This is a genomic window from Pseudoalteromonas sp. 2CM41L, from assembly GCF_023161905.1.
GTDB classification, from domain to species: domain Bacteria; phylum Pseudomonadota; class Gammaproteobacteria; order Enterobacterales; family Alteromonadaceae; genus Pseudoalteromonas; species Pseudoalteromonas atlantica.
Window position 1 is genome coordinate 1 of record NZ_JALNTN010000017.1, and the last position, 21,549, is coordinate 21,549.

The window sequence follows — 21,549 nt, forward strand, 5'->3', positions numbered from 1 at the left end:
CTGGTTTAGCGCCAAATGAATCTGAGGTTAGATACCAAGATTCTAAAACTGTGGCCAAAATTAGTTGACCACTACAATATGGAGTTACCAGTACTAGGTAATATAGATAGAACTTTTACTCCTAGGGATGGAGGGAAAATAAAAAAGAAATAACTAACTCTAAAGGAGTAAGCCAAGTAAAAGATATGTCACATTGGCTTGCGCATTATTTATATAAAAAAATAATAGAGTTAGATGTAATTTGTATTTTTGATGATGTAATGGGTACGGAGGGGGATTTAGTTGGTTTTGAAAAAACTTCATTTATAAATAAACATGAAGAGATGGTGCATATTGCTTGTAAAAAAAATATTAGTTCAAAAAATGAATTGATGAAATTGATTTTTGCATCAAAGGTGAGTTGGCATTTTGTATGTGTAATTGCTTATACGGATAAAGGTTTTACGACCCCTGAATATTATGAGACTGACTCTCTAAAAGTAAAGGAGGTTGTGATAGGTGCATGTGATGGTGAAGCTTTTATAGTGGTAAAAAATCTTTACGAAAAGTAGTTAAACTATGCGCCACACAAAGGCTTACCGATGAATATAAACAAACGCTCTGGCAAGCCCAGTATAATGCCTTTGGTACAACCCAGATAATTACTCAACAAGCAGTCGCTGAACAAATAACGAGTAATCTTCGTTTTCCAGGGCAGTATTTTGATGCAGAAACGGGACTCTATTACAACTGGCACAGATACTATGACCCAGAGATTGGTCAGTCAGAGTGAAATCAATATTATTGGCTGTCGTTTATTATAATTAACTCAGCTCCCTGATCGCATTACTAATCCCATCTAAGCTCAATGGGTACATTCTGTTATCCATCAGCTGCTTTATAAAATCAATTGATTGATAGTAAGGCCAGTGTTCAACAGGTTGTGGGTTGAGCCAGGCGACTTTATCAAAGTGATTTGTTATACGTTGCAACCATGCTCTGCCGGGCTCTTCATTGTAGTGCTCTACCGAGCCGCCGGGGTACGCTATTTCGTATGGGCCCATAGTAGCGTCACCGACAAATATTACTTTGTAGTCGCTGGTAAATTTATTAATCAGCGTCATGGTGTCGATGATGTTTGAATGGCGCCGTGCATTGTCTTGCCAAACGTGCTCGTATAAGCAGTTATGAAAGTAGTAAAACTCTAAATGTTTAAACTCGCTGTGGGCTGCGCTAAATAGCTCTTCGCAGGTATGAATGTAGTCATCCATCGAGCCGCCAATATCAAACAGCATCAATACTTTTACGGCATTATGGCGCTCGGGTGCCATTTTTACATCCAGCATGCCGCCTTGTTTGGCGGTAGCGCGAATGGTCTCGTTTAAATCAAGGGTGTCACTTGCGCCTGTGCGGGCAAATTTACGTAATTTTTTAAGGGCCAGTTTAATAGTACGAGAGCCAATTTCGCGATCAGAGTCTAAATTGCGGTATTCGCGCTTATCCCACACTTTTACCGCTTGGCGATTACGGTTACCCTCTTGCCCTATACGCACGCCTTCTGGGTTATAGCCATATGCACCAAAAGGTGATGTACCGCCGGTGCCCACCCATTTATTACCGCCTGCGTGGCGTTTTTGTTGCTCTTGTAAACGCTCTTTTAGGGTTTTCATTAGCTCGTCGAGCCCACCCATGGCTTTTAGCTGGGCTTTTTCTTCATCGCTTAGGTGTTTTTCAAACTCTTTGCGTAACCAGTCTTTAGGTAAGTTGTGCTGTTGTTTTAAACTTTCGAGCAAATCAAGGTCGGCAATACCGCTAAAGTAGTCGCTGAACGCTTTGTCGAACCGGTCAAAATGGGTTTCGTCTTTTACCATTATGGTGCGAGCTAAATGGTAAAAGCCATCTACATCGGCAAATATAACGCCTTTTTTTAAGGCGTTTATTAAATCGAGTAGCTCGCGCAAGCTTACCGGTAAGCGGTATTTGCGCAGCGTGAAAAAAAACTGTACTAACATGTTAGCGACGGCTCATAAACGCAAGTTTTTCGATGAGGCTTATGTCTTGCTCATTTTTAAGCAGTGCACCAAACATCGGCATTAAGCCGCCTTTTTGGGCTTTATCGTGCAGTGTTTTAGCGTCTATATCTTCGGCCATTAAAAGCTTTAACCAATCCAGCAGTTCGCTGGTGGAAGGTTTCTTTTTAAGACCGTTGGCTTCACGTAAGTTAAAAAATACTTCGAGTGCTTGGCGAACTAAATCTTGTTTAACGTTAGGGTAGTGCACATCAACAATTTGCTGCATTTCTTCGCTGCTTGGAAAATCAATATAGTGAAAAAAGCAGCGGCGTAAAAAGGCATCTGGTAGTTCTTTTTCGTTGTTTGACGTGATGATCACAATAGGGCGTTCTTTCGCTACAATGCGCTCGTTAGTTTCGTAAACATGAAACTCCATTTTATCAAGTTCGAGCAGTAAGTCGTTTGGGAACTCGATGTCGGCTTTGTCTATTTCGTCGATTAAAAGCACTGGCCGTTTGCCGTTAAGTTCAGCGTAGTTAAACGCTTGCCACAGTTTACCTTTAACAATGTAGTTGCCAATATTATGTACGCGCTCATCGCCTAATTGGCTGTCGCGTAGGCGCGATACCGCGTCGTATTCATACAAGCCCTGTTGTGCTTTGGTGGTTGATTTAATGTGCCACTGAATAAGCTCGGTATCTAAGCTTTTAGCAAGCTCTTCAGCCAGCATGGTTTTACCTGTACCTGGCTCACCTTTAATTAATAAGGGTTTTTCAAGCATAATAGCGGCATTTACAGCCTGTTTAAGCGAGCTGCTAGCGATGTAGTTGTCGGTAGAATTAAATTGCACGGGTTCCCCTTGCCTGGTCTGATCAGTGTTGTATGTGATTATAATGCCATAGTTAATCTGCAGCTCCAAGGTAGGCAAAGCGTGGAATAGTGTGTCCATCTTTTTCAACGGTTTCTAAAAACATACTTAGTGGGCGTGCCCACATGCCGTAGTCGCCATACAGGGCTTGGTATATAACTAGTTGCTCGTCGGTTTCACTGTGTGTTGCTACGTAAAATACTTTGTATTGTGGGCCTTTGTAGTGTTGATATATCCCTGGTTTGAGGGAAAGCGGTTTTATTGCTGTAGTCATGTTTTGATCTCTTGTATAATTGCGTTTGCTTTTTATTATGCCAAAGAATACACCAACACTATGAATTATATTTCGCTCGATGATCACAAAAAAGCCTGGGTTTTTCGTCATAAGGACCTCCCTGTATCTGAAGAAGACGCTGCGCGTATTAAGCCAATGACCAGCGAACGTGCTGCGGTGCTTTGGAGCACTATGGTGAGCCGCGAGTTCGACCACCCCGATTTTTTTGATAAAACTGATTGGTGCGGTAAAGAAGAAAGCTTTAGCGATGAAGTAAATTGGGAAGATGCGTGGGAAAATGGCGACGAAAGCTTACCGCAAGCCATTTTGGATCATTTAGATTGGCAGGCTAATACCACCGTTTATTTTTGTATGGCACGCGATAACGTTATAGAAACCACCTTTGATGTATTTAAACGTAATTGGCAAAACTTTATGTTTTTAGCTGATGGCAGTTTATTAATTGGTAAAAAGCGTAATACCGTGGTGCAATTTTTAGAAAGCGGCATTGCTAAATTAGGTGAAAAGCCAAGCGCTTAAATTGCCTAGTACGCTTAAAAAATAGCCGCTATTGTGCTATAAAACAGCTACCTAATTGTTTTTTGAGTATAACTATTGGTAGCGAAGAGTCAGCCACTTGCAGCTCAGCAGCAAGAAATATGGCAAAGTGATGCGCAAAAAGTGCTGTATGCACAATTGTGCAATGCGTTTTATCAGCGAGAGGTACAGCGCTTAGTTGCTGAGCCTAATGCCGATAAACTACGCCGTCAATTAAAAAGCTTACCGTATTATATAGAACGGGCGGCCACTTTGGTTGCCAATGGGAGTTCGCCGTTTACGCTCGACTCACAAAATGGCTCTTGGCTTGAAAAACAAAAGCCAACACCGCCAGAGGTTAACGCTCAGGCAAATGAACTTTTTTATAAAAAATATGCCCAAGTGGGGCTAATAGTGCCGGTGTTAATAAATAGCCATGACCAAGTGAGGCTAAGAATAGACAGCATAGATCAAGTAAGCGACAATAAACTGCACTGTAATGAACTAGGCTGGTTTGATTTTTTTGGCAAGGGCCTAGAGCAAGCAAATACGCAGTTGGTAAAACCCAGTAAAATGAGTTTAACAGCGGCGTGTTGCGGGCATCAGTGGCAATTTTCAAAACGCTGCGCACCTAGGTTGCTTTCACTTAGAGAAATGCTATTAGCGGGTAATATTAATTGGCGTAATATAAAACGCCCACGAGCCTAATTTTATTTAAAAACGAATAGGGAGTGTTAAATGCGGTTTTTTCAGCTTGGCCTGTTGTGCTTAGCACTGTTTATACAATACCGACTTTGGTTTGGTCATAACGGGGTGCAAGACTATACGCGTTTAAAAGCAGCCGTGGCTTCTCATCAACAAACTAACGAAAAACTAATTAAGCGCAATAAAGTACTTACCGCCGACATAGAAGATTTAAAGCTTGGTCAAGAAGGTATAGAAGAGCGCGCTCGTAACGAATTAGGAATGATTAAACCGGATGAAACATTTATACGTGTTTTACCGGGCAAACAACATGAAAAATAATAATTCAATAGCTGCCATTGTACCCGCTGCCGGCGTAGGCAGCAGAATGCAGCACAGTGCACCTAAGCAGTATATTAAATTGGCAGGAAAAACTATTTTAGAGCACACGCTCTGTAAGCTTTCGCAATTACAAAGCTTAAGCCAAATAGTTGTAGCCGTTAGTCAAACCGACCCTTATTTTGACTCGCTTGCGCACATAGACTCGCGAATTTTACGCGCCAGCGGCGGGCAAGAGCGAGCAGACTCAGTGCTTAATAGCCTATTATTTTTAGAAAATAACCCTCCTGAATGGGTGCTGGTGCACGACGCAGCCCGCCCCTTAGTTACTATTAACGATATTGAAACCTTAATAGCGCATTGTATAGCCGACGACGAAGGCGGTATTTTAGCAAGCAAGGTAAAAGACACCATAAAGCGTGGTAACACGCATAGCGAGCAAACCGTGCCTCGTGATGATTTATGGCAAGCGCTTACACCGCAGTTTTTTAAATATGACGAGCTTAAAAATGCGTTGCAACGTGCGCTTTGTGAGGGCGTGACTATTACCGATGAAGCCAGTGCCATTGAGTGGGCAAATAAACCCGTTAAGCTAATTACAGGGCGCAGCGACAATATTAAAATAACCACGCCGGAGGATTTAGACCTAGCGGGGTTTTTATTAAACAAACAACAAAACGAGCAAGCATTATGATTCGAATTGGCCATGGTTTTGACGTACACAAATTTGGTGGCGAAGGCCCAATAACAATTTGCGGCGAAAAAATAGATTACCCGCAGGGCTTTTTAGCACACTCAGATGGCGATGTTGCTATTCATGCATTATGCGATGCTATTTTAGGCGCGTTGGCAATGGGCGATATTGGTAAGCATTTTCCGGACACGGCGAGCGAGTATGAAAATATCGACAGCCGTATTTTACTTCGCCATGTTGTAGGTCTTGCCAAAGAGCAAGGTTATGTACTGGGCAATGGCGATGTCACTATTGTGGCGCAGGCTCCTAAAATGTTGCCACACATCCACGCTATGCGCTCTAATTTAGCCAGCGATTTAAATTGCGAGCTTTCACAAATCAATGTTAAAGCGACCACCACCGAAAAGCTCGGCTTTGAAGGGCGTAAAGAAGGTATTTCTAGCTATGCGGTGGTTATTATGAGCAAAGCGCCTGAGAGTACAGCAAGCGCATGAGCGATTTAAATTACCTATACGGTGCACCGCTTTCAAAAGCAGACTTTAAAACCGTTGCTGAAGATTTTATGGTTGATGAAGACCTCGGCATAGAATTTACCGGCAGTGGTGAGCATGTATGCTTACAGGTCGTTAAAAAAGGTGAAAACACGCAATATGTGGCCAAGTTAATTGCACAAAAGGCTGGAGTGTCACCGCGCGAAGTAAGCTATGCCGGCATGAAAGACCGTCACGGCGTGTGTAGCCAATGGTTTAGCGTAAAAGTACCCATTAAAAAGCATATTGATTTTAGTGAACTCAATAGCGACAGCATTTTTGTGGTTTCGCAACAGCGCCACGAACGTAAATTACGCACCGGTTGCCACAAAGGAAACCGATTCACTATTACGCTTCGTAATGTAACCCAGCCGCTTGATATTTTATGCCGCATTAATGCTGTACGTGCCGGTGTGCCTAACTACTTTGGCGAGCAGCGCTTTGGCCGCGATGGGCATAATTTAGTTATGGCCGAAAAAATGTTTGCCGGCGAGCGCATTCGCGATAAAAAACTACGCGGTATTATTATCTCCGCTGCCCGTTCACATGTATTTAATCAAATAGTGAGCTTACGTGTTAAAGAGCATGGGTTAGCTAAAACCATGCACCGTGAAGTATTTATGCTAAGCGGTAGTAACGCATTTTTTGAAGATGCAATAAGCGATGAAAACATAGCACGTTTAGCCTCTGGCGATATTATGATGTCGGCTCCTATGGTTGGTAAAAGCGAAAAGGGCTTAACTGATCAAGAAAAAATATGGCTAAAACCATACCAAGCATGGTGTGAGGGCTTAGGCGAATTAGGCCTTAAAAATGAGCGCCGTATGCTGCGCCTCATTCCGCAAGATTTAACCATAGAAACACTAGACGAAACGACTTTAAAATTAAGCTTTGGATTGCCTAAAGGGTGTTTTGCTACCGCACTTTTACGTGAGCTGGTGGATTACACCGATGCAAGCCCTAATGAGCGAAAAGAAAAGGATAGTCAAAATGAAGATACTGCTAAGTAACGACGACGGTGTAAACGCTAAAGGGATTGCTGTTTTATACCAGGCTCTTACGCAAATTGCCGATGTAACCCTTGTAGCCCCTGATCGTAACTGTAGTGGTGCCAGTAACTCGTTAACGTTAATAAACCCACTGCGCTCTACCACGCTTGAAAACGGCTTTATATCGGTTAATGGCACACCTACTGATTGTGTTCATTTAGGGGTTAATCAGTTAGTAGATGAAACGCCTGATTTGGTCGTAGCAGGTATTAACCACGGCGCTAATTTGGGCGACGATACATTGTATTCAGGCACTGTGGCAGCGGCGACCGAAGGGCGCCATTTAGGCTTGCCTGCTATTGCCGTGTCGCTTTGCTCGCACCATGGTGAGCACTTTGAAACCGCAGCAGCTGTGACCGTTAACATAATTAAAGGGCTGGCATCGCACCCACTGCCTAAAGATCAAATTATCAATGTAAATGTACCCGATATACCTCTAACTGAGCTAAAAGGGGTGCAAGTTACGCGTTTAGGCGCTCGACATAAAGCCGAAACCATGACCAAACAAACGGACCCATGGGGGCGTGATATTTTTTGGTATGGCTCGCTTGGTATTGAAAGCGATGCCGGAGAGGGTACTGATTTTTACGCTGTTAATAATGGCTATGCTTCAGTTACACCGTTAAGCGTTGATATGACAGCAAAAGAAAGTATTGAAGCGGTTGGGCAGTGGTTAGCTGAAATGGAGATAAACCGTGCTGGCTAATTACTCGCGCAGTGCTATTGCGCTTTCTAAGCTATTAGAGCAAGAAGGGGTAGAAGACAAACAGGTATTAAAAGCCATTGCAGATATACCACGTCATGCCTTTATTGATGATGTACTAAAACACAAGGCGTACGAAAACACGGCGTTGCCAATAGGGCAAGGGCAAACTATTTCGCAGCCTTATATTGTGGCGCGTATGACCGAGCTGCTTCATTTGGCTGGCGTACGCGACAAAGTGTTAGAAATTGGCACAGGCTCTGGTTATCAAACCGCAGTGTTAGCCAAGTGTTTTAATAAGGTGTATTCGGTCGAGCGTATAAAAGCACTGCAATGGCAGGCTAAACGCCGTTTACATCAACTTGATTTATACAATGTAACCATGAAACACGCAGATGGCTGGCAAGGCTGGCAATCGCAGGCCCCGTTTAATGGTATTATAGTTACCGCGGCCGCATCAAAAGTGCCTCAAGACTTACTTGCACAACTAGCTGATGGAGGTGTACTCCTTGCCCCCATTGGAGAGCAAGAACAAAAATTAACCATGGTTATTCGCCAAGGCGATTGCTTCACAGAGCATGTTATTGCACCAGTTCGGTTTGTCCCTCTCGTCCCTGGTGATATTGAATAGGAATTCACGTTGAAATTGTTTACTAAGTTATACGATATGGCCCTAGTGTGGGCAAAACACCGCTTTGCTGAGCGCTATTTAGCAGCCATGAGCTTTGCTGAGTCTGTTTTTTTTCCGGTACCACCGGATGTAATGCTTGCTCCTATGTCGCTTGCTCAGCCAAGTAAAGCGTGGCGCTTTGCAAGCTTTGCAACAGTTGCTTCAGTACTTGGGGGGATTGTAGGTTACTTTTTAGGTTACTGGTTATTTGAGCCTGTTGTACAGCCCTTTATTGAGCAGATGCACTGGCAAGAAAAATTTGAAACAGCGCTTACATGGTTTAAAGAGTATGGCGTGTGGGTGGTATTTTTAGCGGGCTTTTCACCTATCCCTTATAAGGTATTTACTATTGGTGCAGGGGTATTACAAATGGCATTTTTACCATTTTTAATAGCGTCTGCCGTTGGCCGCGGTGCGCGTTTCTTTTTAGTTTCTGCTTTAATGAAGTGGGGCGGGGTTAAAATGGAGCAAAAATTACGTCAATATGTTGAAGTACTTGGCTGGGGTTTAGTTATATTAATAGCGGTTGCTTACTTTTTATTACGCTAACTAGCAAAAGTAGTACTTTTTAAATTTCGGAGCAAAACACCTTGAATAGTCAGTACGCATTATATGTAGTTGTATTTATTGCTGTTTTGTTTTCGGGGTGTTCATCTCGCCATATCCCTGCTCCTGTTAGTAGCCTTAATACTAATGTTAATGATTTTCAAAAAGGCATTAACATTAATGGAAATAAATACACAGTACAAAAGGGTGATACTTTATATTCCATTGCCTTTAGTGCAGGCAAAGATTTTAGAACACTTGCAAAAAACAACTCAATTCCATCACCTTATGTTATTTATCCTGGGCAAGTTATTTCGCTTGTAGCCACCAGTAGTCATGCGATTGCTAGCAATTCACCCGTTAAACAAAAAATAACATCCACTAAAATAAAACAAAAAACTAACAAAAAATTAAAGAAAAATCTTGATCAGCCGAAACAACGAGAGTATGTTCAAAAACAAGCCAATAAAATAGTTAGTAATGCTAAACCTTCGTCGAGCAGTAAAGTAAAGTGGTTTTGGCCTGCAAAGGGCAAAGTGACTAAACGCTTTTCTAATAAGGAAAACGGTTACAAGGGTTTACAGATTGCTAACCGTACAGGGGCTTCAGTTTTAGCCGCAGCACAAGGAACGGTGGTGTATGCGGGTAATGCGCTTCGAGGGTATGGTAATTTAATCATTTTGAAACATAATGATGATTACCTAAGTGCTTATGCACATAACTCGAAACTACTTGTTAGAGAAAAGCAGAAAGTTAAGGCAGGACAAAAAATAGCAGAAATGGGCAAGTCAGAATCTTCGGTCACTGCGCTTCGTTTTGAAATTCGCTACCGTGGGCAAGCTGTCAATCCTGCTAAATACCTTCCCTAATTTTTAGGTATTGATAATTGCTCGGGAGAAGGCTTATGGCTAACGCAGCAAAACTTGACAAAAACACCACCGACGAAAAATTTGATGACACCGCAGTAGCAGAAACTGCAGCATTACTTGAAGAGGTTGATAACGAAGAAGAGATATTTGCAAAAGAGGAAGTAACTAAAAACCTTGATGCAACCCAACTTTATTTAGGAGAAATTGGTTTTTCTCCCCTACTTAGCGCTGAAGAAGAAGTCTTTTTTGCCCGCAAATCGCTACGTGGATGTGAAGCATCTCGCAAGCGTATGATTGAAAGTAACCTACGTTTAGTTGTAAAAATTGCCCGCCGTTATAACAACCGAGGATTAGCACTTCTAGATTTAATTGAAGAAGGTAACCTAGGTTTAATTCGTGCTGTTGAAAAGTTTGACCCAGAACGCGGTTTTAGATTTTCGACTTATGCAACGTGGTGGATACGCCAAACAATTGAACGCGCCATTATGAATCAAACGCGCACAATTCGCCTGCCAATACATGTAGTTAAAGAATTAAATGTTTACTTGCGTACAGCACGCGAGCTGACACAAAAGCTAGACCATGAGCCAACTGCTGAAGAAATTGCTGAAAGCCTAGGCAGACCCGTAGAAGACGTAACTAAAATGCTACGCTTAAACGAGAAAATTGCCTCAGTTGATATGCCAATTGGCGGTGAGAACGACAGCGCACTGTTAGACATTATTGCCGATGAAAAAAGCGCAGGCCCTGAGGGCGAAGTTCAAAACAACGATATTAACAAACATATTGTTGATTGGTTAGGTGAGTTAAACCCTAAACAACGTGAAGTATTAGCGCGTCGCTTTGGTTTACTTGGCTATGAGCCATCAACACTTGAAGATGTTGGCCGTGAAATTGGTTTAACGCGAGAGCGCGTAAGACAAATTCAGGTAGAAGCATTACGTCGTTTAAAAGATATTTTACAACAAGAAGGGTTAAGCACAGAAAGTTTGTTTGACCAGTTCTCGTAACTCCCTTTTATACTGTCTATGTGTTTAAAAGCTGAAGGATAAAACCTTCAGCTTTTTTTATGTCTTACAACCCCCAAGAAATACTATTCACTGTGTTATCAGCTTCTTAACCACCGCTCAAGTTAGCTATATTTAAAGCAGAGCCTTTAATTTATAAAGAAGTTCGTGTGCTTGACGCGGCGATAGGTTATCAGGGTCAATGGCACCGAGCTGCTCCTCAACTTCAGAAGGCTCAGGCGCAGGTAACTCATTAGCAAATGAAAACGCCTGCTGCTCAGCATTAGGCGCTGTTACACTTTGGTGGTTTTCGAGCAGTTTAAGCTTTTGTTTTGCTTGGGCTATCACGGCTTTAGGCACGCCGGCAAGCGCTGCGACCTGTAAGCCAAAGCTTTTACTTGCTGCACCATCAAGCACAGTATGCATAAATGCAATGGTGTCGTTGTGCTCTATGGCATCTAAGTGCACATTCACCAGCCCAGTTTTTTGCTCAGCAAGTTCCGTTAATTCAAAGTAGTGCGTAGCAAATAATGTTTTAGCAGATATTTTTTGTGCCAGATGATCAGCCGTTGCATAAGCAAGTGACAAGCCATCGTAGGTACTGGTGCCTCTGCCTATTTCATCCATTAATACCAAAGATTGCGCAGTTGCATTATTTAAAATTGTGGCAGTTTCGGTCATTTCTACCATAAAAGTAGAGCGACCAGAGGCTAAATCGTCGCTTGCACCAATGCGTGTAAATATACGGTCAATATTACCAATTTTTGCACTATCAGCAGGGACATAACAGCCAATATGCGCCATCAATACGATAAGTGCTGTTTGGCGCATATAGGTTGATTTACCACCCATGTTTGGACCGGTGATAATCAACATTTTACGCTGGCTATTTAGCTCGACAGGGTTGGCAATAAAAGGTTCTTTCATTACTTGCTCTACCACGGGGTGGCGACCTTGTTTAATGCTTATATTGTCATCATCGCATAGCTGTGGTTTAGCATAGTTAAGCGTTTGTGCTCGCTCTGCTAAGTTATTCAATACATCTAAATCAGCTAATGCGCCAGCCATCATTTGAAGCTGTTCAATATGCGGGGCTATAAACTCAAATAGCTCTTCATATAATTGTTTTTCAAGCGCAAGAGCTTTTGATTGGCTGCCAAGCACTTTGTCTTCGTGCTCTTTTAATTCAGGTATTATGTAGCGTTCATTATTTTTAAGCGTTTGGCGGCGAATATAATCAGCAGGTACTAAGTGTGAATTTGCACGACTTACCTCGATAAAAAAGCCATGTACCTTGTTATAGCCAATTTTTAATGTGCTGATCCCGGTGCGCTCGCGCTCTCTAAGCTCTAGTTGCTCAAGTATATCGGTAGCGCCTTTACTCAAGTTTCGCCATTCATCGAGTTCGCTGTTGTAGCCTGGTGCAATAACGCCCCCATCGCGAATTAGTACCGGTGGGTTATCAATAACAGCACGCTCAAGTAAAGCTTGTAGTTCAGGCAGCTCTGGAGAATGGCGAACAATGCTCGCGATACGCTCATCATTAGCATCGTTTAATAAAGCATGCAGTGGTGCGAGTGCTTGTAGGGCACTGCGCAGTCGGGTTAAATCGCGCGGGCGTGCAGTGCATAAAGCAAGTCGTGCTATTACGCGCTCTATATCACCAATTTCTTTTAATGAGTCGTGTAACTCGCCATATAATTGCACATCTAAAATAGCGCTAATGGCATTTAAACGTGAGTTAAGCTCATTTTTATTACGCACCGGTGTATGAATGCGGCGTTTAAGTAAACGCGACCCCATGGCCGTGGCGGTTTTATCAAGTACCTGCGCTAAGGTGTTTTCAAAGCCACCCGATAAATTAACGGTTAGTTCTAAATTTTTGCGCGTTGCCGCATCTAATATAACTGCGTGCTCGTTATGCTCAAGCGTAATAGCGCGAATGTGAGGGAGCGCAATACGTTGTGTATCTTTTACGTATTGCATTAAACAACCCGCAGCGACCAAAGCAGCATGCGCTTTATCTACACCAAAACCAACTAAATCTTTGGTGCCAAACTGCTCGCACAGTAAGTGTTGCGCGGTGTCTAGGTCAAACTCCCACTCAGGGCGTCGGCGTGCCCCTTTTATATGCTCAATTAAATGTGTGTTTTCAAAGCTTTCACAGTATAAAAGCTCAGCGGGTGCTAAGCGCTGTAAGGTTGAAGTAAATGCTTCGTCGGTGTTAACTTCAACTACGTTGAAGCGCCCTGAATTTATATCAAGGTAGGCAATACCGTATAGCCCTTTTTTATTTTGCCATACGCTAGTGAGTAAGTTATCTTGGCGTTCTTGCAATAGCGCTTCATCTGAAATAGTACCCGGAGTAACGATACGTACGACTTTGCGCTCTACTGGCCCTTTACTGGTTGCAGGATCGCCAATTTGCTCACATATAGCAACCGATTCGCCCATTTGCACTAAACGAGCTAAATAGTTTTCTACTGCATGATAAGGGACACCCGCCATAGGGATAGGATCGCCGCCGGCTTTACCACGATGCGTTTGCGAAATATCGAGTAGTTGGGCCGCGCGTTTAGCGTCGTCAAAAAAGAGTTCATAAAAATCCCCCATACGATAAAACAATAAAATATCGCGATGCTCTGATTTTATTTTTAGATACTGCTGCATCATAGGGGTTTGTTGTTTTATAGTGTGCGGTGCATAAAGATCAAACGACATGTATTTACCCAAAGGCTGAATATGGAATTACATCAAGAGATTAAAACACTTGCTGCGCAATTGGGCGTTATTTTAACGGATAAACGCTTATGGATCACTACCGCTGAATCATGTACTGGTGGCGGAGTGAGTTATGCGCTTACAGATACGCCAGGTAGCTCAGGTTATTTGGGCCGCGCATTTGTTACTTATAGTAATGAAGCTAAGCATGAACTGCTTAATGTGGCCAATACTACGCTAGAGCAATTTGGTGCGGTGAGTGAGGAAACAGTAAAAGAGATGGCTTTTGGTGCCGCAAGTGTTGCCAATGCTGATGTTGCCGTGGCAATTTCGGGCATTGCTGGGCCAGGTGGCGCTACGTCCGATAAACCAGTTGGCTTTGTGTGGTTTTGCATACAAATTGCCAATGAACAATTTACGTTTAAGCAAATATTTAACGGCGATAGAGCGCAAGTTAGAATGCAAGCTATTGAATTTGCATTGAAAAGTACTATCGAGAAGATAAAATTATAAATTTCACTTGATACTGTGATTTCATACAGTATACTTGTTCGCATTAGCCGGATTTGGAGAACAGAATGAACGATAATAAACAAAAAGCGCTGGACGCTGCACTATCACAAATTGAGCGTCAATTTGGTAAAGGATCAATTATGAAACTGGGCGATAACAAAGCCCTAAATATTGATGCTGTATCTACAGGCTCACTTGGGATTGATATTGCTTTAGGCATAGGTGGTTTGCCTATGGGGCGTATTGTTGAAGTGTATGGCCCTGAGTCTTCAGGTAAAACAACGCTTACTTTGCAAGTTATCGCGCAGGCTCAAAAAGAAGGAAAAACATGTGCCTTTGTTGATGCTGAGCATGCTCTTGATCCGGTATACGCACAAAAGTTAGGTGTTAACATTGATGAGCTGTTAGTGTCTCAGCCAGATACCGGTGAGCAAGCGCTAGAAATTTGTGACATGTTAGTACGTTCAAGTGCTGTAGATGTTGTTATTGTCGATTCTGTTGCAGCGCTTACACCAAAAGCTGAAATTGAAGGCGACATGGGCGACTCGCACATGGGCTTACAAGCACGTTTAATGTCGCAAGCACTACGTAAGCTTACAGGTAATATTAAACGCTCAAATACGCTATGTATTTTCATTAACCAAATTCGTATGAAAATTGGTGTAATGTTTGGTAACCCTGAAACAACAACCGGTGGTAACGCACTTAAGTTTTACGCATCAGTGCGTATTGATATTCGTCGTATTGGCTCTGTTAAAGAAGGTGATGAGGTAGTCGGTAACGAAACCCGCGTTAAAGTAGTTAAAAACAAAGTTGCACCACCGTTTAAACAAGCTGAATTCATCATTATGTATGGTGAAGGTATTTCTAAACAAGGTGAGTTAATTGATTTAGGTGTTAAGCACAAAATTGTTGAAAAAGCAGGTGCTTGGTACAGCTACAACGGCAATAAAGTAGGCCAAGGTAAATCAAACTCTATTAAGTTTTTGAAAGAAAACGTAGAAATTGCAGATGAAATTGAAGGTAAGTTACGTGATATGTTGCTATTAAAAGCAACGGTTGAGCCAGAAGATGGCGAAGACGTATTAGGCGCTGAGTCTGACCTTTAAGTGTAAACGTTCTCTAAGCTTGATTTGACCCGAGCTTTAAAAGGCGCTAACCAGCAATGGTTAGCGCCTTTTTGTGTTTAATGCACGCTAAAACTATAACCTTACAGGCTTTAATAGATGCAGTTTAAATAGCACTTAGCCATATTTACAGTGAGGCTGGCTAACAAGTTCGCGTTTTAATTGAGGCGCGTAATAAAAGCATGCTATTGCAATTACTTTGCATAAAATAGATAGCGCAAGGAGGGTGATAAGCGCTTTAACTTAAAGGGGCTTAAAACAAAAACGGCACTAAAAAGTGCCGTTTAAATTTAAAAGCCGTAATTTAAAAAAGCGACTTATAGCTGCCAGTTTACAGATAGCGCGTAGTTACGCGGCGCACCGTAATAACCTTGAGCCCAGTATAGGCTGTGTAGGTATTTTTCATCTGTGGTGTTATTAACGTTAAAAGTAACCCCAACGTTTTCTGTAATTTTGTAGTTAGCCATTAAATCAAGAATACCGTAAGCATCTTGGTTCGTGGTTACAAGTGCAGCGCCGGTTGCATCTTCAACTTGTACGCGGCTAACCGAGTCTTGCCAACGATAATTTGCACCAAAAGTTAAGCCTTCAACAAATGGAACTTGGTAAGTTGCAGCCAGTTTTAGCTGATTCTCTGGCGTGTAATCTTCAACTAAATCATCACCCTCAATACTTAAGTTACTAAAGCTGATGCTTGCACTTAAATCGTCGGTTACTTTACCACTTAGCTCAATTTCAAACCCATCACTGTTAATACCATCAGCGGCATAGTAACGAGAATTTGGTGCTGTGTTTGCTATTTCAACGGCAAGTCCTTCCTGTTTTGCATCAAAGTATGCAAAGGTGACAAATACTTGATCGTCTAAAAGCTGTGCTTTTAAACCAATCTCGCTACTTTTACCTGTTATTGGTGCAAGCTGCTCATTGTTGATATCTAGTTCTTTTTGCGGCACAAAGGTTTCAGTGTAACTTGCATAAGCTGAAAGTGATTCATTGAAATCGTATACAGCTCCAACATACGGAATAACTTCGCTGTCGTTACGTGTTTGTTCTACACCATAAGCACTACCAGAAGTTTCCCAATCAGTGTAACGCACACCGGCTAGTACGCTTAATGGTTCACCTAACTTTATACGTGTAGATATATAAGCTGATTGTTGCTTATTTTTTATGTCACTGCCACTTAAGGCATCAACAAGTGTTGCCTCAGGCGCTACACCATCCCATGTGTCAAGTGATGGCATTGCAGGAAAGCCGTTGCCCGTGCTGTAATCGAAAAGCGACTGTTCGTTATAGTCCATTTTTGCTTGGCTAACACCAAATGACAGGTCGTGTTCTTGGCCAAATAAATCAAATTTACCGCTGGCGTATAAATCAAACAGGTCGTGCTTATCTTCGTAGTCGTAACGACTTGCGTAACCGGTTAAACCAAGGCCAGTTTCGCTATCTGGTGTACCGAATACGTAAAATAGTTCTGAGTCTTGCTCGTTTTCTATGTGTGCATAACGCGCTATTGCAACCCACGTAGCCGATAGGTTTTGCTCAAGTGTTACATATACTTGCTCTGCGCTGTTATCCCAGTAAGACCAATCAGATGCCGTACTTGTAGAGGCGTCGTAGTTTGTTGCTGTGCCATCGGTGTAATAAAGAGGGAGTGCGCCCCAAAGTGGGCTATCGGCATCTTTTTGTTGGTTAACATAGTTGATGCTTAATGTCGTGTCGTCGGTTAGCTTGCCTTCGTAAGCAAGATAAGCAATTGTTTTATCTGTTTCGTAACGATCTAGGTATGACTCCGCTTTTTGCTTGGTAAATACGGCGCGTACAGCGTGGTCGTCGTTAATTGGCGTTGAAACATCTACCTCTAAACGCTTGTTGTTCCATGAACCATACGATGCAGATGCATGCGCTTGAGTTATGTAAGTTGGTTTTTTTAATACCATATTTACGGTTGCTGATGGGTTACCTGCGCCAGTCATAAGGCCGTTTGCACCACGTACAATTTCTACACGGTCGTAAATAGACGTATCTAAAGTGCCCTGAATAGAGCCTGAGCTTTGAGGGATGCCTAAACCATCAACCTGAAAGTTTGTTATTTCAAAGCCACGGGCTTTAAAATAAGTACGGTCAGTTTCTATTTGTTCTACAGTTACACCGGGGGTGCTCTCTAGCACTGAGTTAATATCATCTAATGAAAAATCATCCATTAAAGCGCGAGAAACAACAGAAATACTTTGTGGGGTTTCTTTGATTGTTAGGCCTAATTTTGTAGCAGATTGCGCATCTTCGGTGATGTAGTTTTTATGATGCTGGCCATATACTGCTATTTTTTCTAATGAGTCATCTGTATTTGTTGTAGTTTCTTGTGCAAATGCATGACCAGATAAAACAAGTGAAGTAATAAGGCTTAGCTTAGATAAACGCAAAATTTGTTGGGACGACATGTGTTTTTCCAATAGGTTCAAAAAAGAAGTGCATAACATAATCTAAATGAGAGTGATTTTCAATAACGCGTTTGTTGTTTGTGCAAAATAATTAATAGTTATCCGAAATTGTGGGAATTTAGTGGATTTTAGCAACTAAATAGCCACTTAGTTTAGCGCTAAGGTAATATTACTTAATCGCAAAGAGAGTGTTATTTCTGTACAAACTTTTATCTGAGCTCTTCCAAATGCTGCTATTTAAGCTTGTTTAATCGCTAACCGTGTTTAATTTACTGAAAATCTCAGACAAAAAAGCACCCTTAAATACCATTACTATCACAGTACTATTAAACCTTTTAAACAAAGTTCAAATTGTATAGCTAAAAAAAGCGGCCTAAGCCGCTTTATTGTGATCACTATGTTTAATTAAAAATTGTATTTTACAGAAAATTGTAAGCGCTCTAAATCGCCGTCAATACCACTTTCTGTTTCGCGCTCGGCATGTTTAAACTCTGCACCAAATGTTAAACGCTTAACCGGTGAGTATAAAATGTTTGCACTAAAGCTTTGGCTTGATTCAACAGGGTCGCCTGATATTGTTAATAGATCGGTGTTGTTGTCAGCACTAAAGAAAGAATATAAGAAAGTTGAGCGCCACTGGCTTGTCCATTTATGTTGATAAGCAACAAAACCAGATGTTGAGTCTATTGCATCTAGTTCATCGCCATTAAGCACTGCACCATGGGCAACATTTAAGCCCACGTAACGGCCAAGGCCTTTACCTTGTGTAAGCATAAATTTAAGATAGTCTTCGCCAAAATTTACACGGCCCGAAGCGCTAATACCAAACGAGGTTTCATCAGCGTCAACATCGCCTACTTTATAAGTAAGTTGGCGAGCAAGTGCTGCAACTACAAAGTTACCCCAATCGGCGTTGTGTGTGTAGCGCGCAGTAAAATCAGGAAGTGACGCATCATCTGTTTCTACACGTGCGCCACCTTGAGTGGTAATTGTGCTTTCTGGGTTTTCTAGTGAGAATGACCAAGCACCGGTTGTGTACTTAATTTGCGTTTGGCGAACAAAAACAGTGCCTTCAGCAGGGCCTACAAAATCAAGTGTTTCTGCAAGTGCACCCACGTTTTGAAAGTTTGACCATGTTTGACCAAATAACCAGCCATCGTAAGTTACAAATGCATGGCGAATACGTGGAGCATAAGAGTTTGATACGCGCTCGTTACCGCCAGGTGCAGATGCTAAAAAGTCTAACTCAATTTTAGTTTTAACTGTTTTACCGTTATCCATTAACGTTGACGTACCAAAGTTAAAACGTGACTCACGTGCATGCATATCAAATACGGCATCCGAATCATCGTCATCGCCTACTGGCAGTGTGCTTGGTACGTAAAAATCACGCCCTACATTTGAGCCATCAGGAGCGCCTGCAGAGTAATCACTCCACATTGTATCTAGCTTAATGTATCCGCCGTAAGTAAATTCGGTGTTACCTACTTTAGCTGCAGTTGCCGCATAAGCTGTGCTTGTTAAAGCACATAATACAGCACTCGCTGCAAGAGTTTTTAATGGGGTAAATTTCATTGTGGTGTCCTTTAAAGGCTACTTGTTGTTTGTTGCTTTTTAAACGTTCAAATGTATTACTTGCTACAGGTATTACTTACGAATAAAAATTTATTTATCTTGCATCACGCTATGAGTTCGTTAAATAAGTGTTTAACTTGCATGGCTGCATCATTATTTTTTAATGTCCGAAAACCACTTTTAAATATGTGCAAAATTTACTCAATTACCTATTGGTCTATAAGACGAAGGTTTAAGAGTAATTCAATGGCCACTTACTTATATTTAACATACTGTATTTCTATGTAAAAAAGTCATGAGCGGCGAGATTATAAACCACAAAACGTTAATTAGAAGGGTTGTACAACTAAGGTCTAATACTTAATAAAGTACTGCTGAGTAATCCTTTAATCATGGCAAGTTATTAAAATGGAGACTGAGATGTCACAAAGTATCTATCCTGTTCCTGCACATATTGAAAAAACGACGTTAGTTGATAACGAAAAATATAATAAGCTCTACAAACAGTCGATTGATGACCCACAAGGGTTTTGGCGTGAACATGGCCAGCGCTTAGATTGGTTTACTCCGTATACTAAAGTAAAAAACACCTCATTTGATAAAGGCCATATCGATATAAAATGGTACGAAGATGGCGTTTTAAATGCCTCTTATAACTGTATTGACCGCCATTTAAAAACCAAAGCCGATAAAGTTGCGCTTATTTGGGAAGGAGACAACCCAAACCAAAGTGAAAACATTACCTACCAACAATTACATGATGAAGTGGCGCGCTTTGCTAATGGTTTAAAAAAACTGGGTGTACAAAAAGGTGACCGAGTTGCTATTTATATGCCGATGACGCCGCAAGCCATTTACGCCATGCAGGCCTGTGCACGTATTGGTGCTATTCACTCGGTTGTATTTGGTGGTTTTTCTCCCTCTGCCATTGCAGATCGAATTAAAGACTCAGGCGCTAAAGTGGTGATCACATCCGATGAAGGCCGCCGAGCTGGTAATTGTGTTCCTTTAAAAGCGAATGTTGATGAAGCCGTAGCACAAGAGTCGGTGACAAGCATTGAACACGTTATTGTACATCAGCTAACCGGTGGCGAAGTTGATTGGAACGAGCACGATATTTGGTGGCATGAGCTTGTAGCTGACCAACCGGCGCAGTGCGAACCGGAGCCAATGAATGCAGAAGATCCACTTTTTATTTTATATACTTCGGGCTCTACTGGCCAACCAAAAGGGGTTGTGCATACTACAGGGGGTTACTTAGTTTACTCATCAATGACCCACGAATACGTATTTGATTTACAAGAGGACGACGTATATTGGTGTAGCGCCGATGTAGGTTGGATCACCGGCCACAGCTATATTGCTTATGGCCCACTGGTTAATGGCTGTACGCAAGTGGTATTTGAAGGTGTGCCTACCTACCCAACCGCAGGGCGCATGGGTGAGGTGATTGATAAGCACGGCGTAACCATTTTATATACTGCACCAACCGCTATTCGAGCGTTAATGGCCAAAGGCGATGAGCCAACCGCGTCATCTAATCGTCAAAGTTTACGCATTTTAGGCTCGGTGGGAGAACCCATCAACCCTGAAGCATGGACGTGGTATTACGAAAATATTGGTAATGCTAATTGCCCAATCGTAGATACGTGGTGGCAAACCGAAACGGGCGGCATTATGATCACCCCACTGCCTGGTGCCACCCAAACTAAGCCAGGTTCAGCAACGCATCCGTTTTTTGGTATTGCGCCGGCTCTATTTGATGCAGAGGGTAATACACTAGAAGGTGCCGTTGACGGTAATTTAGTGATATTAGATAGCTGGCCTTCACAAGCGCGTACTGTTTATGGCGACCACGAACGTTTTGAACAAACCTATTTTAGTGCTTACCCCGGTGTTTACTTTACAGGTGACGGCTGTCGTCGTGATGAAGATGGCTATTACTGGATCACAGGGCGTGTTGATGACGTGCTTAATGTATCAGGGCATCGCTTAGGTACCGCTGAAATAGAAAGCGCGCTGGTTGCTCACGAAGCTGTAGCAGAGGCCGCCGTAGTAGGTTATCCGCATGATATTAAAGGCCAAGGTATTTATGTTTACATTACGCCAAATGAAGGCGTTACTGTAAGTGATGAGCTGACAACTCAAGTCCGTAATTGGGTACGTAAAGAGCTAAGCCCAATAGCTTCCCCTGATATGATTCAATGGTCGCCTGGCTTACCAAAAACGCGTTCAGGTAAGATTATGCGTCGAATTTTACGTAAAATAGCCGCAAATGAACATCAACAGCTAGGGGACACATCAACACTTGCAGACCCAACCGTGGTAGATGAGCTCATAGAAAACCGATTAAATCGTTAAATGCGCGTTAAAAACTTGATTACAAGTTGATTCTAAACGTAGTATATCGG

21 protein-coding genes are annotated in these 21,549 nt (G+C 42.2%); 15 read left to right on the forward strand and 6 right to left on the reverse strand.

All coding sequences use genetic code 11. From position 1 onward, the window contains the following. The first annotated feature begins 185 nt into the window (after positions 1–185). Positions 186–551, forward strand: coding sequence for a hypothetical protein (locus MTF64_RS16470; RefSeq protein WP_248452030.1), 366 nt, complete (start codon positions 186–188; stop codon positions 549–551). Positions 552–803: 252 nt separating this feature from the next. On the opposite strand, the gene MTF64_RS16475 is transcribed toward MTF64_RS16470, so the two are convergent. From MTF64_RS16475 to MTF64_RS16485, 3 genes are read right to left on the reverse strand one after another with little or no spacing between them, the layout of a single operon-like run. Next, the gene (locus MTF64_RS16475; protein WP_248452031.1) at positions 804–1,991 is read right to left on the reverse strand and encodes a VWA domain-containing protein; all 1,188 of its coding nucleotides are present in this window, start codon (positions 1,989–1,991) and stop codon (positions 804–806) included. A gap of 1 nt (position 1,992) precedes the next feature. Beyond that, a complete protein-coding gene (locus MTF64_RS16480) occupies positions 1,993–2,841 on the reverse strand; it encodes a MoxR family ATPase (RefSeq protein WP_004586178.1) in 849 nt (282 codons plus the stop codon). 52 nt (positions 2,842–2,893) lie between these two features. Next, positions 2,894–3,133, reverse strand: a complete 240-nt coding sequence (locus MTF64_RS16485; RefSeq protein WP_248452032.1) for a DUF1653 domain-containing protein — start codon at positions 3,131–3,133, stop codon at positions 2,894–2,896. Positions 3,134–3,193: 60 nt separating this feature from the next. Between MTF64_RS16485 and MTF64_RS16490 the strand changes: the two genes are divergently transcribed. From MTF64_RS16490 to rpoS, 11 genes are all read left to right on the forward strand, one after another. Continuing rightward, the gene (locus MTF64_RS16490) at positions 3,194–3,673 is read left to right on the forward strand and encodes a DUF2947 domain-containing protein (RefSeq protein ID WP_024033120.1); all 480 of its coding nucleotides are present in this window, start codon (positions 3,194–3,196) and stop codon (positions 3,671–3,673) included. Positions 3,674–3,748: 75 nt separating this feature from the next. Then, positions 3,749–4,378, forward strand: a complete 630-nt coding sequence (locus MTF64_RS16495) for a hypothetical protein (RefSeq protein WP_096739193.1) — start codon at positions 3,749–3,751, stop codon at positions 4,376–4,378. Between the two features lie 30 nt (positions 4,379–4,408). Next, entirely contained in the window at positions 4,409–4,696 is a 288-nt protein-coding gene (gene ftsB, locus MTF64_RS16500) for a cell division protein FtsB (protein WP_004586182.1), read from the forward strand. Then, positions 4,686–5,387: a 2-C-methyl-D-erythritol 4-phosphate cytidylyltransferase gene (ispD, locus tag MTF64_RS16505; protein WP_248452033.1), complete on the forward strand. Its 702-nt coding sequence runs from the start codon at positions 4,686–4,688 to the stop codon at positions 5,385–5,387. The genes ftsB and ispD overlap by 11 nt, the downstream gene beginning before the upstream one ends. Further along, on the forward strand, positions 5,384–5,881 hold the full coding sequence (gene ispF, locus MTF64_RS16510; protein ID WP_248452034.1) for a 2-C-methyl-D-erythritol 2,4-cyclodiphosphate synthase: 498 nt from the start codon (positions 5,384–5,386) through the stop codon (positions 5,879–5,881). Before ispD ends, ispF begins: the two co-directional genes overlap by 4 nt. Continuing rightward, the gene (locus MTF64_RS16515; protein ID WP_054982723.1) at positions 5,878–6,927 is read left to right on the forward strand and encodes a tRNA pseudouridine(13) synthase TruD; all 1,050 of its coding nucleotides are present in this window, start codon (positions 5,878–5,880) and stop codon (positions 6,925–6,927) included. The genes ispF and MTF64_RS16515 overlap by 4 nt, the downstream gene beginning before the upstream one ends. Beyond that, positions 6,908–7,672: a 5'/3'-nucleotidase SurE gene (surE, locus tag MTF64_RS16520; protein ID WP_054982722.1), complete on the forward strand. Its 765-nt coding sequence runs from the start codon at positions 6,908–6,910 to the stop codon at positions 7,670–7,672. Before MTF64_RS16515 ends, surE begins: the two co-directional genes overlap by 20 nt. Beyond that, the gene (locus MTF64_RS16525; protein ID WP_248452036.1) at positions 7,662–8,300 is read left to right on the forward strand and encodes a protein-L-isoaspartate(D-aspartate) O-methyltransferase; all 639 of its coding nucleotides are present in this window, start codon (positions 7,662–7,664) and stop codon (positions 8,298–8,300) included. The genes surE and MTF64_RS16525 overlap by 11 nt, the downstream gene beginning before the upstream one ends. A 9-nt stretch (positions 8,301–8,309) precedes the next feature. After that, a complete protein-coding gene (locus MTF64_RS16530) occupies positions 8,310–8,888 on the forward strand; it encodes a YqaA family protein (RefSeq protein ID WP_004586188.1) in 579 nt (192 codons plus the stop codon). 41 nt (positions 8,889–8,929) lie between these two features. Continuing rightward, complete coding sequence (locus MTF64_RS16535) at positions 8,930–9,754, forward strand: peptidoglycan DD-metalloendopeptidase family protein (protein ID WP_248452037.1); 825 nt, start codon at positions 8,930–8,932, stop codon at positions 9,752–9,754. A 35-nt stretch (positions 9,755–9,789) separates the two neighbouring features. Further along, positions 9,790–10,764 carry an RNA polymerase sigma factor RpoS gene (rpoS, locus tag MTF64_RS16540; RefSeq protein WP_055252851.1) on the forward strand — a complete coding sequence of 325 codons (975 nt, stop codon included), beginning with the start codon at positions 9,790–9,792 and terminating at the stop codon, positions 10,762–10,764. A 132-nt stretch (positions 10,765–10,896) separates the two neighbouring features. On the opposite strand, the gene mutS is transcribed toward rpoS, so the two are convergent. After that, positions 10,897–13,482, reverse strand: coding sequence for a DNA mismatch repair protein MutS (mutS, locus tag MTF64_RS16545; RefSeq protein ID WP_248452039.1), 2,586 nt, complete (start codon positions 13,480–13,482; stop codon positions 10,897–10,899). 21 nt (positions 13,483–13,503) lie between these two features. On the opposite strand from mutS, the gene MTF64_RS16550 reads away from it, so the two are divergent. Both MTF64_RS16550 and recA read left to right on the forward strand, forming a co-directional pair. After that, positions 13,504–13,995, forward strand: coding sequence for a nicotinamide-nucleotide amidohydrolase family protein (locus MTF64_RS16550; protein WP_096041264.1), 492 nt, complete (start codon positions 13,504–13,506; stop codon positions 13,993–13,995). 65 nt (positions 13,996–14,060) lie between these two features. Beyond that, positions 14,061–15,104, forward strand: a complete 1,044-nt coding sequence (gene recA / locus MTF64_RS16555; RefSeq protein WP_004586193.1) for a recombinase RecA — start codon at positions 14,061–14,063, stop codon at positions 15,102–15,104. A gap of 335 nt (positions 15,105–15,439) precedes the next feature. Here recA and MTF64_RS16560 read toward each other — a convergent pair whose 3' ends face one another. Next, on the reverse strand, positions 15,440–17,563 hold the full coding sequence (locus tag MTF64_RS16560; RefSeq protein WP_248452040.1) for a TonB-dependent siderophore receptor: 2,124 nt from the start codon (positions 17,561–17,563) through the stop codon (positions 15,440–15,442). A 405-nt stretch (positions 17,564–17,968) separates the two neighbouring features. Next, positions 17,969–19,138, reverse strand: a complete 1,170-nt coding sequence (locus MTF64_RS16565; RefSeq protein ID WP_004586195.1) for a DcaP family trimeric outer membrane transporter — start codon at positions 19,136–19,138, stop codon at positions 17,969–17,971. Between the two features lie 420 nt (positions 19,139–19,558). Between MTF64_RS16565 and acs the strand changes: the two genes are divergently transcribed. After that, a complete protein-coding gene (gene acs / locus MTF64_RS16570; protein WP_096739202.1) occupies positions 19,559–21,499 on the forward strand; it encodes an acetate--CoA ligase in 1,941 nt (646 codons plus the stop codon). The last annotated feature ends 50 nt before the right edge of the window (positions 21,500–21,549 follow it).

Coding starts and splice junctions, on each gene's coding strand:
- MTF64_RS16515 (WP_054982723.1), top strand. CDS start 5,878: ATGAGCGATTTAAATTACCTATACGGTGCACCGCTTTCAAAAGCAGAC.
- ispD (WP_248452033.1), top strand. CDS start 4,686: ATGAAAAATAATAATTCAATAGCTGCCATTGTACCCGCTGCCGGCGTA.
- rpoS (WP_055252851.1), top strand. CDS start 9,790: ATGGCTAACGCAGCAAAACTTGACAAAAACACCACCGACGAAAAATTT.
- MTF64_RS16470 (WP_248452030.1), top strand. CDS start 186: ATGTCACATTGGCTTGCGCATTATTTATATAAAAAAATAATAGAGTTA.
- ftsB (WP_004586182.1), top strand. CDS start 4,409: ATGCGGTTTTTTCAGCTTGGCCTGTTGTGCTTAGCACTGTTTATACAA.
- MTF64_RS16490 (WP_024033120.1), top strand. CDS start 3,194: ATGAATTATATTTCGCTCGATGATCACAAAAAAGCCTGGGTTTTTCGT.
- MTF64_RS16565 (WP_004586195.1), bottom strand. CDS start 19,138: ATGAAATTTACCCCATTAAAAACTCTTGCAGCGAGTGCTGTATTATGT.
- acs (WP_096739202.1), top strand. CDS start 19,559: ATGTCACAAAGTATCTATCCTGTTCCTGCACATATTGAAAAAACGACG.
- surE (WP_054982722.1), top strand. CDS start 6,908: ATGAAGATACTGCTAAGTAACGACGACGGTGTAAACGCTAAAGGGATT.
- recA (WP_004586193.1), top strand. CDS start 14,061: ATGAACGATAATAAACAAAAAGCGCTGGACGCTGCACTATCACAAATT.
- mutS (WP_248452039.1), bottom strand. CDS start 13,482: ATGTCGTTTGATCTTTATGCACCGCACACTATAAAACAACAAACCCCT.
- MTF64_RS16475 (WP_248452031.1), bottom strand. CDS start 1,991: ATGTTAGTACAGTTTTTTTTCACGCTGCGCAAATACCGCTTACCGGTA.
- ispF (WP_248452034.1), top strand. CDS start 5,384: ATGATTCGAATTGGCCATGGTTTTGACGTACACAAATTTGGTGGCGAA.
- MTF64_RS16485 (WP_248452032.1), bottom strand. CDS start 3,133: ATGACTACAGCAATAAAACCGCTTTCCCTCAAACCAGGGATATATCAA.
- MTF64_RS16550 (WP_096041264.1), top strand. CDS start 13,504: ATGGAATTACATCAAGAGATTAAAACACTTGCTGCGCAATTGGGCGTT.
- MTF64_RS16560 (WP_248452040.1), bottom strand. CDS start 17,563: ATGTCGTCCCAACAAATTTTGCGTTTATCTAAGCTAAGCCTTATTACT.